Below are 11,259 nucleotides of genomic sequence, written 5' to 3'. Positions count from 1 at the left end.
CCGGAACAGCGCTGTGCGGACGCCCAGAGCGCGCGGGCGGCGGCCGTGCGGCGGCACAGCGCGCGGGCGGCGGCCGCGCCGTACGCGCGACCGCCGCCGGACCGTGCCGTGGAGGGTCAGGAGCCGTGCGGGCAGTTGCCCCGGTACTCCTCGATGGTCAGGCTGGGCCGCGGCAACGGGCACAGGAACTGCTCGTAGCGGGTGTCGTTGTCGATGAACCGCTTGAGCCAGGAAATGCTGTACTTCGCGATCGTCGTGTTCGACGTGTTGGGCGAGAAGTGGGTCGCGCCGTTCAGCTCCAGGTACGCGCGGTCCGTGGTGGAGGGCAGGCTGGAGTAGAAGGGCTCGGAGTGGGAGGCGACCGGGGCGATGGTGTCGCCGTCGGCCCCCACGATCAGGGTCGGGGTGCTGACCTCGGGCCAGGTCTTGTCGAGGTTCCAGGGGGTGAGGGGGATGGCGGCCTGGAGCGAGGGCCGGGACTTGGCGGCCTCGAGCGTGCCGCCGCCGCCCATCGAGTGCCCCATGACGCCGAGCCGGCTGCTGTCGATCCGACTGCGCACCGAGCTGCGCTCGGTCAGGTAGTCGAGGGCGGCGAGCAGCTGCCGTCCCCGGGAGTCCGGCTGGTCGAGCGTGGTGAGGGTGTCGATGGTGAAGACGACGAAGCCCTGCGAGGCCAGACGCGGACCGAGCCAGGCGATGGAGGACTCGTACGCGGTGAAGCCGGGCGCGATGACGACGGCGCCGAACGTGCCGTCGCTGGTGCTGGTCGGGTAGTAGATCGTGCCGCCGCCGAAGCCGGTGACGGCGAGCGACGAGACGCTCGTGTCCGACACGGCGTAGGGGCCGCGCAGTGCCTCGATGCTGGAGGTGGTCGGCGCCGGACCGCGCTCGTACGGGTTGTCGGCGGCGTGGGCGCCCGGGCCGGTGAGGGTGCTGAGCGCGACGACGGCGGCGAGGGCGGCCGTGACGCCGGCCAGCCGCCGGCGCGTGCCGCGGGGGGCGGCGTGGGTGTGGGGGTTCTGCTGCACGACGAGTCGTCCTCTCTGTCGTGGCGAGTCGCCCGGCCGGTGGTCGCACACGGGCCCGGGACACGTGGGGTCGCGTCCCGGGACATCCGCCGGACGGGTCTCGCCGATGAGCTGGCGGTGCCACTGTCGACAGGCGCGGCGGCCGAGGGGATCGGCAGAATCACCGGTCTCGTGGGACGCGGGCGGGCCGGCGGGGCGGACCGGTGTGCCGCCGGGGGCGAGTGCGGCGGTGTCACCGGCCCGGGCTTGCGGGGGTACCCGGTCCGTGTGACACGCTCGGCACCGGCCGGGCGGCGTGGTGCGCCGGCCGGTGTCGTTCGGACATCTCGGGAAGGCGGCGGCATGCGCATCGGACTGCTCGGTACCGGTCCCTGGGCGGACATGACACACGCGCCGGCCCTGGCCCGGCACGGCGAGGTGGACTTCGTGGGCGTGTGGGGCCGCCGGCCCCGGGCCGCCGAGGAGCTGGCGGAACGGCACGGCACGCGCGCCTACGACGACGTCGACTCCCTGCTCCGCGACGTGGAGGCCGTCGCCGTGGCGCTGCCGCCGGCCGTGCAGGCCGGGCTCGCGGTGCGCGCGGCGCGGGCCGGGTGCCATCTGCTGCTGGACAAGCCGCTCGCGGTGTCGGTGGAGCAGGGCCGGGCGGTGGTCGAGGCGGTGCGGGAGGCCCGTGTCGCCTCCGTCGTCTTCTTCACGACCCGGTTCCAGCCCGAGTCCGAGGCGTGGATCGCCGAACAGGCCGAGGCCGACGGGTGGTTCACCGCGCGGGCGCAGTGGCTCGGCGCGGTGTTCACCGGTGACGGGCCGTTCGCGCACTCGCCGTGGCGGCGCGAGAAGGGCGCCCTGTGGGACGTCGGCCCGCACGCCCTGTCCGTCCTGCTGCCGGTCCTCGGGGACGTGCGGCGGGTCGCGGCGGCCGTGCCAGGCCCCGGGGACACCGTGCACCTGGTCCTCGACCACACGAGCGGGGTGTCCAGCACGCTCACGCTGAGCCTGACGGCACCGCCCGCCGCGGCGGGCGCCGCGGTGGAGCTGCGGGGCACGGTCGGGGTGACGCTGCTGCCGCAGAGCCCAGAGGGCCCGGTGCCCGCCCTCCAGCGGGCCGTGGACGCCCTCCTGGCCGCCGCGCGGACCGGGAGGGCGCACGCGTGCGACGCCGCCTTCGGACTCAGGGTCACCGAGATCCTCGCCGGGGCCGAGGCCCTGCTGGGCGACGGACGCCGAGACGGGTCAGCCTCCCGCGTCCCGCTCCGCGAACGGCTCGCCACTCCACCGGAACCAGGCCCGGTCCCCCCGGACACGCAGCAGGAACTCGGCCACCGGGCCCTCGGGCGGGACCGGTGACACGCGTGTCCTGATCTCGCCGTGGACGGTCTCCCGCTCCCCCGGTGTCCCGTGTCGTCCCGTTCGGCCAGGGCGGGTTCGCGGGCGAACAGGTCCCGGACGGCGTCGTACCCGGGCCCGGGACGAACCGGCCCGAGGGCCGGGGGAAGTCCGCGTCGTCGACGACGCTCCCGTCGGCCTCCGCCCCGCCGCGTCCCGCACGTGCCGGCCCTCGCCCTCGGACCCCGTGCCGTTCCCCGCCCGTTCCGTCGGCCGCCCTGCGGGCCGGCATGCCGCCCGGCACCGGACGGCGGCGCGGCGGCGCGGCGGTCCGGAACGCGGCGCCGTCCCGGTGGGACGGCCGGTCAGGCCACCGGCCGGACGCGACCCGCCGCCCGCTCCCGGAGCGCGGCCGCCAGCCTGTCGCGGACCTCGGTCTGGGCGACGATGCGTTCCTCGAGGACCGCCAGCCGTTCCCACGCCACCCGCAGGCCCTCGTCCGAGGGAGGGCCCGCGGTCACGTCGCCGTCCAGACACGGCAGGAACACACGGACGTCGTCCAGGGTGAGCCCGACGGCCAGCAGGCGGCGGATGTTGCGGACCCGCACCACGGCCCCCTCGTCGTAGACGCGGTAGCCGTTGCGCTCCCGCCCGGAGGAGATCAGCCCGGCCTGCTCGTAGTGCCGCAGGGCACGAGCGGTCGTCCCGGTCCGTCCGGCCAGTTCGCCTATGCGCACCCGCCCCACCTCCCGGGACATCCCTATCACGCCACGACCGCCCCGCCGTCGACGGGGAGGACGACCCCGGTGACGAACGACGCGCCGGGCGCGGCGAGGTGGGTGATCGCCCAGGCCACCTCCTCGGGCCGGCCGATCCGTCCCAGCGGGGTGTGCGCCAGCTGCCACTCGCGCACCGCGGCCATGCGCTCCGGCGTCAGGCCCTGGTGCTCGCCGATGGGGGTGTCGATCGCGCCGGGGGCGACCGCCACCACCCGGATGCCGCGCGGGGCCAGTTCGACCGCCCAACTGCGCGTGAGCAGTTCGAGGGCCACCTTGGTGGCGGCGTAGACCGAGCTGCCCGGCCAGGCCCGCTGCCCCACCGACGTACTGACGTTGACGATCGCTCCGCCCGACGCCTCCAGGGACGGCAGCGCGGCCTGGGCCAGCAGCAAGGGGGCGACGAGGTTCGTGTCGAGCTGAGCCGTGATCGGCTCCGGGCTCAGCGTGCCGAGGGCGCCGCTGCGCACGATGGCGGCGTTGTTGACGAGCACGTCCAGCCGGCCGTGCGCCTCCGTCACCGCCCGGACGATGCGCTCGGGTTCCCCCTCGGCGGTGATGTCGGCGGGCAGCGGCGTGATCCTGTCGTGTCCGGCCGCCGTCTCCCGGAGCGGTTCGCCGCGCCGTCCGACGGCGACCACGTGGGCCCCCTCGGCGGCGAAGGCACGGGCGGTCGCCCGGCCGATGCCCGTACCGGCTCCGGTGACGACGACGATCCTGCTGTTCCGTGACGCGTTGGTGTCCATGCCGGTCATCGTGCGACCCTGCCGTCAACGGCAGGGTCAACACCGCGGGCTCGCGGTGGAGGAACCCGCGGCGACAGGTGTGTTCAGGCCTTGTGGTCCCGCTCCGGGAGGTAGGGGCCGAAGTGGTCGGCGACGACCTCCGCGATCGCGGCGGCGTCGCGGGAACCGTCGACCTCGATGACGCGGATGCCCAGCCGGCGGGCGGAGCGGACGGCGTCCTCGGCGACGAGCCGGTCCCGGGCCAGTCGGTTGGCCTGCGCTCGGGCCGGGTCGCTGACGCGGTGCGCGAGCGAGGCGGCCCGGGGCAGTTCCCGGGCCTGCCGGTGGCGGAAACCGGGGGTGGGCACCATGACGATCATCCGGCGCGGTGAGTCGATGACGGGCGCGACGAGTTCGGGCCGCAGTCCCCAGCCCTCGGCGATGATCGGGCGACCGGACACGAGCGCGCGCAGATCGTCGAGAGCCCATGAGAACCGGTCCGGGAAGCCGGCCAGGGTCTCGGCGGCCATCTCTTCCGGGGTGGTGTGGACCCACACCTCGTCCGGGTCCGGCTCGGTGGCGGGCCGGCCGAGGGCAACGCGACGGGCGATCCGGCGGTCGTTGTGACCGCGGGCGTCCTGGTGGTCGTAGTGGTAGACGGTGACGCCGTGTCGGACGGCCAGCAGCCGGGCGACGGTCGACTTGCCGGCCCACTGGCCGCCCCCGATCCACAGCGCGCGGCGCAAGGTGCCGAAGGGGTCCTGGACTTCACCGTCGGCAGGGGAGTCGCGGTCGGTCATCTGGTGTCCTCCAGCGGGTTCCGGCGGTTGACCACGAGCGCAGGTGGCCCGCTCTCCGGCGGCCCGCCGACGGAGACCGTCGGCGTCGGCGGAGTCCCCCGGACCGGTTCCGGAGCCGGCCGATGACGACGAGGTCGTCGCCTCGGACCACGGTACGGCCCCTGGAGGAAGGTCCGCGCACGATTGCGGCGACACGCGCCGCGGAGCGCCCGCGTCGGAGCCCGTCCACGACGGGCCGGCCGGGGCCGGTTCTCCGGGGGGACGCGCACGGCGATCGCCTTCACCGGCCGGTCCGCCTCCCGTGACAGCGGCTCGCCCTCCTGCGACACGGTCACCGGCAGGCGCAGCACGTCGTCGGCCTCCTCCGGCGTCGGCAACGACGGGCGCCGGGCCGTCAGCACCGGTGCGGAAAGGAACTCGTCGAGGCCGCTCCCGGCGAGACCGAGGCGCTCGTAGCCGTCCATGACCGGGCAACGCACCCGGGCCGGCCCCGGTCACGCGCGGCCCCGGCCGGACACCGGCTCCGCCCGGCGCGCACCAGGGCCGCGGCCCGGCCGTGGGCCTCCGGGGTGGGGAGCGCGCCCACCGGGATCCGGCTGCCGCCCGCACCGTTCCGGGCGCGCTTCCCGGCGTGCGCCGGGAAGCGCGCCGTAGGAGCGTGGTGGTGTGCGAAAGGTGTCCGCCGTGCCGCCGCGCCGGGGTGAGGACCGGCGCGGCTGGCTGCGGGGGGCGCCGCCGCCCCGCTGGGTGCGGGCGCTGCCCCTCGCCCTGGTCGTGGCGGTCTGCGCGGCGACGCTCCTCAGCCCCGACCCGCTCGACATCGGTTTCCTGCTGGGCGCGATCCCGCCGCTGGCCGTGCTGTCGTACAGCCCGCCGGCCACCGCCGTGCTGGGCAGTGCGGTCGTCGCCCTGCTGAACATCCCGGCCCTCCGGCTCGACCGGCCGGGCAACACCGATCTGCTGACCGTCGTCTTCGTCTCCGTGCTCAGCGTGTTCATGTCCTACGTGCGCAGCCGCCGCGACGCCCAGCTGGACCTGGAACGCACGGTCGCCGAGGCGGCGCAGCGCGCGGTCGTGCCCCCGCTGCCCGAGCGGGTCGGGGCGGTGCGCTGTGCGGGGCTGTACCGGGCGGCGCAGCGCGGGACGCTGGTCGGGGGCGACTTCTTCGACGTGCGGGACGGCCCCTTCGGCGTACGGGCCGTGATGGGCGACGTGCAGGGGCACGGTCTGGCGGCGGTCGCGACGGTCGCCTCGCTGCTGGGGGCGTTCCGGGAGGCGGTGCTGGACCAGCCCGACCTGGTGTCGGTCGCCGCCCGGCTCGACCGCAGGCTGCTGGTGGACTCGGCGCAGGCGCGGCACGCGGAGCTGTTCGCCACGGCCGCGCTGCTGGAGTTCTCCGCCGACGGCCGGGAGGTGCGCGTCGTCGTCTGCGGGAATCCGCCGCCCCTGCTGCTGCGCGGCACCAGGGCCGCGGAGGTGGAGGTCTCGCCGTGGACTCCGCTGGGCCTGGGGCTGGCGGACGCCGGCGCGATCGAGCCGAGCACGGTGTCGCTGCGCCCGGGCGACCGGCTCTTCCTCGCGTCCGACGGCGTGGTCGAGGCCAGGGACGGCAGCGGTGCTTTCTATCCGCTGGCCGACCGGCTGACCGTGCTCGCCACCGGGGAAGCCGCCGCGCTCGCCGAGCGTGTCTGGGCGGACCTGGTGGGCTACTGCCCGGACGTGGACGACGACGTCACGATGCTCGTCCTCACTCCTTCGCCCCCGCCCCCGCCCTCGCCCGCGCGCTGAGGTCCCGCCCGCGCTCCCCCTCGGCGTCGATGTGCGGCAGGATCCGGTCGAGCCACCGGGGCGTCCACCAGGCGCGGCGGCCCAGCAGGGTCATCACGGCCGGCACGAGGAGCAGACGGACGACGGTGGCGTCGACGAGCACGCTGACGGCCAGGCCGAGACCGAGCATCTTGACCACGACGTTGTCGCTGACGACGAACGCGGCGAAGACGCTCACCATGATCAGGGCCGCGCAGGTGATGACCCGAGCGGTGATCTCCAGGGCGTGGGCCACCGCCCCCTTCGCGTCACCGGTGCGCAGCCAGGCCTCGTGCACCCGGGAGAGCAGGAAGATCTCGTAGTCCATGCTCAGCCCGAAGATGATCGCGAACATCATCATCGGGACGTAGCTCTCGATGGGCACCGTGCCGGACACGCCGAGCGCGGGCCCGCCCCAGCCCCACTGGAAGACGGCGACGACGACGCCGTAGGAGGCGGCGATCGACAGCACGTTCAGGACGGCGGCCTTGACGGCGACCAGCAGGCCGCGGAAGACGGCCAGGGTGATCAGGAACGCCAGGGCGACCACGACGCCGATGATCAGCGGCAGCCGGCTCGAGACGATGTCGCGGAAGTCGACCTGGGAGGCGGTGGCGCCGGTGACGTAGCCCTCGGCGTCCGTGCCGGCGACCGCGTCCGGCAGGGTGCTGTCGATCAGGCGGTTGGCGAGGTCGGTGGTGGCGGCGTTCTGCGGGGACTGCTTCGAGTAGACCGTGGCGAGCAGGACGTCGCCGTCCCGGGTCGGCGTCACGGGTGTCACCACGGCCGTGCCCGGCACGTCGTCGAGGCTCCCGGTGACCCGGGACGCGAGGTCCGGGCGCTGGTCCTGGGGCACTTTGCTCTGGTCGACGACGACGGTCAGCGGGCCGTTGGAACCGGGCCCGAACGCGTCGGTCATCAGGTCGTACGCCCGCCGGTCGGTGAAGGAGGTGGGGTCGGCGCCGTCCCCGATGTGACCGAGCCGGAGGGAGAGGACGGGGACGGCCAGGACGAGGACGGCCGTCACACCGGCGGCCAGGAAGTGCCAGGGCCGCCGCTCGACGCGCCGCGCGTAGCGGCGCCAGGTGCCGTGGGGTTCGCCGCCCCGCTCCGCGTCGGTCTCGGCGACGGGGCGGCGCACCCGCAGCCGGTCGACGTGCCGGCCGGCGAGGCCCAGCAGGGCGGGCACGAGCGTCAGCGCGCCGAGGACGGCCGAGACGACGGTGACCGCGGCGGCCACCCCGAGCTTGCCGATGAAGGACACCCCGGACGCGTACAGGCCCAGCAGCGCGACGATCACCGTGCAGCCGGAGACGAGCACGGCGCGGCCGCTGGTGGCCGTGGCGTGTCCGGCCGCCCGCACCGGGTCGGCACCGTCCATGAGGTTCTGCCGGTGCCGGGTGATCAGGAACAGGGCGTAGTCGATGCCGACTCCCAGGCCGATCATCGTGGCCAGGGTCGGTGACACGGTGGAGAAGGTGAACGCCGCGGTGAGCAGGCCGAGGCAGGCCAGTCCGCCGATCACCGCGAGCAGCGCGGTCACCAGCGGGGCGACGGCTGCGAGGACACTGCCGAAGCCGGCCAGCAGGACGACGACGGCGACGCCGAAGCCGATCAGCTCGCTCACCCGGTCGTCGGTGGTGGGACGTGCCAGTTCCCCGAGCACTCCCCCGTACTCGACCTGGGCACCGGCCGCGCGCAGCGGCCGCACGGAGTCGTCCACTCCGTGCAGGTAGCCGTCACCGAGCCGGGAGGGCTGGATGTCGAAGCGGACCGTGAGGTAGGCGGTACGGCCGTCCGAGGACAGGGGGCCCACGTTCGGTCCGGACGACGAGCCGGAGGCGGGGGCGGCGGTGAGCGGGTTCTGCACGGACTGGACGTGCGGGAGTTTCCGCAGGCCGGCCACGGTGGTGGACATCTGCGAACCGAGCGAGGCGAGCGGCTCGCCGGCGTCGTGCACGACGATCTGGGCGCTGTAGCCGCCGGCCGCGGGGTCGTGGCGCTTCAGGACGTCCAGGCCCTGCTGCGACTGGGACGAGGGCAGGGTGAAGTCGTCCGAGTAGTCTCCGCCGAAGGAGCGGTTCGCGAACTGCAGGGCCGCCAGGGCGACGAGCCACGCGACGACGACGGTGACGCCGTGCCGGGCGCACCACGCGCCGCACCGGCGCAGACCGCCCGCTCCGTCCTCGACCCCTCGTCTCCCGGTGCCGGTACGACTGCCTGCCATGCACCTGCCCTCTTCTGCCGGACGGATCGTTCGATACGCCCCATTGGACGCCGCGTCGCCGGATGAGGCACGTCAGGATCGCCGGCCCTCCGGATGCGGGGTCCGCTCCGGCATTGAATGGTGTTATCGGGATAGTCGGGACCGATAGCCAGAGCACCAGCAGGGCACCGGCACCGAAGCAGCGATCCGGACCGAGGAGCAGTCACATGTCCACGTCAGAGCCCGATGCCTCCCGGTCGTCCGAAGTCCGCGGGAACGAGGACCGCGCCACTCCGGACGACCGGCTCCACGCCCGCACCGGCACCGAGGTGTCCCCCGAGGACATCGTTCTCGCGGCCGGCCGGGACCTCACCCCGAAGAACCTCGAATGGGCCAGGAACAAGCTGGCCGAGGAGGGCCCCGCCGCCCTCGACAAACTGCTGCCCTGACCGAACCGTCGTGAGGGGACCACCCGGCCGGACGGCCGGGTGGTCCCCTCACGACGGTTCGTCCGCTAGCGCTCCTCGCCGTCCGGCAGCGCCGTTTCGTCCTCCACGACGTGCATGGCGGCCTCCTCGGCACCGGCGGCTCCCGCGTCGATGCCCACGTCCTCGGCGACCGTCTCCTTGGTCGTGTCGGTTCGCACACCCTCGTCGGGGGCGACCAGGCGGCCGGCGCGCTCCGTGCCCGCCTCGGGGTCGACCGGTTCGCCCTCGCCGCCGGGCTCGTCGCCCACGCCGTCCCCGTCGGGCGCGGACACGTCGGGCACCTCCTGGGCCAGCCGTTCGTCCAGGGTCTCGCCGTCGTGCTGCTCGGCGGCCGTGGTGCCGTGCTTGGTCACGCCCAGGGGCTTCTCCGGCGGGGAGTAGCCCTCGTCGAGCGTCTCGTCGTAGTCCCGCTCGTCGACGGCGTCCTGGAGGTCGAGGGGCGCGGCGTCCTCCTGCTCCTCGTTGGTTCCGGTGGGCTGGTAGACGTCGTCGGCCATCGGGTCCGTGCCCATCACTGCCTCCTTCGCGCGCTGCGTCCGCTCGGTCGTGTCGGTGTCCGGTTCGCGTTTCCCGATTCGCGATCTTTAACCCGGGGCAGCGACGCGGATGTTCAGGTCACCGACGCGGTACGGGGTCCAGGAGCGGGCGTAGGCGGGCGGGGTGCCGCCCGGTGCGGTGACGACGGCGACGGGGATCCGGCGGGCCGTGTCCAGGATCTCGGCGACCGTGGTGTTCTCGTTGTTGCCACCGGTCGCGCCGGAGGAGCAGCCGGCGTAGTAGCCGATCGGGATGGCCTCGTGGCCGGTGAGCAGGCAGGGCGGGCGGACACCGAGGCGGTGCAGGGCGGCGGCGGTGCGGGCCCAGCCCTCACGGCTCCCGGCGGTGCGGTCCACGGTGTGCACGAGGACGGCGAACTGCACCGCCAGGTGTCCGGCCAGGGCGAGGACGACCAGCGGCGCGCCCACCGGCCGCCGCCGCCCGCGGGGTGTGCGGGCCAGGTGCCACAGCGCGTCGGCGACGGGGACGGCCAGCAGGGCGTAGGCGGGCTGGAGGAAGCGGGGCGCCGCGTACCCGATCGTGAACAGGTACGGGAAGGCCGCCGTGGCGGCGCAGGCGAGCGGGACCAGCGTGCGGACGGTGCGCCGGGCCCGGACGGCGACGGCCGGTGCGGCGAGGGCGACGACCGGCAGCAGGAACCACCACAGGGTGATCACCAAGGGCGGCGCCGACCCGGTGCACGGGCGGCACAGGGCGCGTCCGCCCAGGCTGCGCAGCTGGTCGTCGACGGCGATCCGGAGGCCGAGTCCGCCCTGGATGCGGGAGGCCTCCTCCAGCCGCTCCCCCAGGCCGCCGTACCAGGCGTACGCCTCGGCCACCCAGTCCGCTCCCCCGGCGGCGAGGCCCGCGACGAGGGCGAGCAGCAGCCGCCCGTGCCGGCGCGCCAGGGCGAGGAGCAGCAGGGGCAGGGTCACCCAGACGGCGTCGGTGGGCCGCATCCACGCCATGAGCGCGGCGCCGGCCACGACCCCCCACAGGACCGGGCGCCCGGACCGTTCCCGCCGGGCCCGCAGGAAGCAGCCGACGCAGATCAGGGCACCGATCCCGACCCACTGGTTGGGCATGGCCTGCGGTCCGTAGAAGAGGGTCACCCACAGGGTGGCGAAGAACGCGCCGGCCGCGGCCAGGACGCGTACCGGGAACAGGCCCCGCCACGCCCTCAGCCCCAGGTACAGGCCCACCCCGGAGAGCACGGCCAGGTAGACGCGCAGCAGTGCGGTGGACGGCGACCAGGACGCGACGGGCGCCACCAGCAGGGAGACGCCGCGGGCGCGCGGGGCGCTGAAGAAGGCGGCCGGGTGGTGCGTGGTGACCTGGCTGACGTAGACGATCTCGTCCCAGCCGAGGCCCAGACCCGGGCGTACGAGCAGCAGTTGGGCCAGGGTGAAGGCGGCGGCCACCGCGGCGAGCGGCGCGGCGCCGCCCGGGCGCCGGACGGTGCCGGACGCCGTCGTCTCCCGTCGTCGTCCGCCGGTGAGCAGGGCGCTCGCGCCGCCGGCCATCGTGCACCCCTCACCCCCGCCGCCCGCGGGGCCGCTCGGTTCTC

The 11,259-nt window shown here is 75.0% G+C and carries 11 protein-coding genes; 3 read left to right on the top strand and 8 right to left on the bottom strand.

Annotated elements, in window-relative coordinates; all coding sequences use genetic code 11:
* Window positions 1-116 precede the first annotated feature (116 nt).
* A complete protein-coding gene (bdeA, locus tag ACZ4V6_RS25420; protein WP_467831496.1) occupies window positions 117-1,028 on the bottom strand; it encodes a bis(hydroxyethyl) terephthalate hydrolase in 912 nt (303 codons plus the stop codon).
* Window positions 1,029-1,370: 342 nt separating this feature from the next.
* On the opposite strand from bdeA, the gene ACZ4V6_RS25415 reads away from it, so the two are divergent.
* The gene (locus ACZ4V6_RS25415; RefSeq protein WP_467831493.1) at window positions 1,371-2,375 is read left to right on the top strand and encodes a Gfo/Idh/MocA family protein; all 1,005 of its coding nucleotides are present in this window, start codon (window positions 1,371-1,373) and stop codon (window positions 2,373-2,375) included.
* A gap of 344 nt (window positions 2,376-2,719) precedes the next feature.
* On the opposite strand, the gene ACZ4V6_RS25410 is transcribed toward ACZ4V6_RS25415, so the two are convergent.
* The 4 genes from ACZ4V6_RS25410 to ACZ4V6_RS25395 form a co-directional block, all read right to left on the bottom strand.
* On the bottom strand, window positions 2,720-3,091 hold the full coding sequence (locus ACZ4V6_RS25410; RefSeq protein ID WP_467831491.1) for a MerR family transcriptional regulator: 372 nt from the start codon (window positions 3,089-3,091) through the stop codon (window positions 2,720-2,722).
* 26 nt (window positions 3,092-3,117) lie between these two features.
* Window positions 3,118-3,885: an SDR family NAD(P)-dependent oxidoreductase gene (locus tag ACZ4V6_RS25405; RefSeq protein ID WP_467831488.1), complete on the bottom strand. Its 768-nt coding sequence runs from the start codon at window positions 3,883-3,885 to the stop codon at window positions 3,118-3,120.
* Window positions 3,886-3,959: 74 nt separating this feature from the next.
* On the bottom strand, window positions 3,960-4,655 hold the full coding sequence (locus tag ACZ4V6_RS25400) for a hypothetical protein (protein WP_467831486.1): 696 nt from the start codon (window positions 4,653-4,655) through the stop codon (window positions 3,960-3,962).
* The gene (locus ACZ4V6_RS25395; protein WP_467831483.1) at window positions 4,652-5,119 is read right to left on the bottom strand and encodes a DUF6417 family protein; all 468 of its coding nucleotides are present in this window, start codon (window positions 5,117-5,119) and stop codon (window positions 4,652-4,654) included. The genes ACZ4V6_RS25400 and ACZ4V6_RS25395 overlap by 4 nt, the downstream gene beginning before the upstream one ends.
* A gap of 202 nt (window positions 5,120-5,321) precedes the next feature.
* Here ACZ4V6_RS25395 and ACZ4V6_RS25390 point away from each other — a divergent pair, with 202 nt between their 5' ends.
* Window positions 5,322-6,443 (top strand): PP2C family protein-serine/threonine phosphatase, encoded by a 1,122-nt coding sequence (locus tag ACZ4V6_RS25390; protein ID WP_467831480.1) that lies wholly within the window; start codon window positions 5,322-5,324, stop codon window positions 6,441-6,443.
* Here ACZ4V6_RS25390 and ACZ4V6_RS25385 read toward each other — a convergent pair.
* Window positions 6,403-8,688: an MMPL family transporter gene (locus ACZ4V6_RS25385; RefSeq protein ID WP_467831478.1), complete on the bottom strand. Its 2,286-nt coding sequence runs from the start codon at window positions 8,686-8,688 to the stop codon at window positions 6,403-6,405. The two genes, ACZ4V6_RS25390 and ACZ4V6_RS25385, sit on opposite strands and share 41 nt — an antisense overlap.
* 206 nt (window positions 8,689-8,894) lie before the next feature.
* Here ACZ4V6_RS25385 and ACZ4V6_RS25380 point away from each other — a divergent pair, with 206 nt between their 5' ends.
* Window positions 8,895-9,116: a hypothetical protein gene (locus ACZ4V6_RS25380; RefSeq protein WP_467831476.1), complete on the top strand. Its 222-nt coding sequence runs from the start codon at window positions 8,895-8,897 to the stop codon at window positions 9,114-9,116.
* 65 nt (window positions 9,117-9,181) lie between these two features.
* On the opposite strand, the gene ACZ4V6_RS25375 is transcribed toward ACZ4V6_RS25380, so the two are convergent.
* Complete coding sequence (locus ACZ4V6_RS25375) at window positions 9,182-9,667, bottom strand: DUF5709 domain-containing protein (protein ID WP_467831473.1); 486 nt, start codon at window positions 9,665-9,667, stop codon at window positions 9,182-9,184.
* Between the two features lie 72 nt (window positions 9,668-9,739).
* On the bottom strand, window positions 9,740-11,215 hold the full coding sequence (locus ACZ4V6_RS25370) for a hypothetical protein (protein WP_467831470.1): 1,476 nt from the start codon (window positions 11,213-11,215) through the stop codon (window positions 9,740-9,742).
* Between the last annotated feature and the right edge of the window lie 44 nt (window positions 11,216-11,259).

The organism is Streptomyces sp. NPDC029152, from assembly GCF_055564355.1.
Note: the sequence above shows the minus strand (reverse complement) of the source record. Positions and strands in the feature narration are given on the sequence as shown.

Coding starts and splice junctions, on each gene's coding strand:
- ACZ4V6_RS25415 (WP_467831493.1), top strand. CDS start 1,371: ATGCGCATCGGACTGCTCGGTACCGGTCCCTGGGCGGACATGACACAC.
- ACZ4V6_RS25405 (WP_467831488.1), bottom strand. CDS start 3,885: ATGACCGGCATGGACACCAACGCGTCACGGAACAGCAGGATCGTCGTC.
- ACZ4V6_RS25400 (WP_467831486.1), bottom strand. CDS start 4,655: ATGACCGACCGCGACTCCCCTGCCGACGGTGAAGTCCAGGACCCCTTC.
- ACZ4V6_RS25395 (WP_467831483.1), bottom strand. CDS start 5,119: ATGGACGGCTACGAGCGCCTCGGTCTCGCCGGGAGCGGCCTCGACGAG.
- ACZ4V6_RS25385 (WP_467831478.1), bottom strand. CDS start 8,688: ATGGCAGGCAGTCGTACCGGCACCGGGAGACGAGGGGTCGAGGACGGA.
- ACZ4V6_RS25380 (WP_467831476.1), top strand. CDS start 8,895: ATGTCCACGTCAGAGCCCGATGCCTCCCGGTCGTCCGAAGTCCGCGGG.
- ACZ4V6_RS25375 (WP_467831473.1), bottom strand. CDS start 9,667: ATGGGCACGGACCCGATGGCCGACGACGTCTACCAGCCCACCGGAACC.
- ACZ4V6_RS25370 (WP_467831470.1), bottom strand. CDS start 11,215: ATGGCCGGCGGCGCGAGCGCCCTGCTCACCGGCGGACGACGACGGGAG.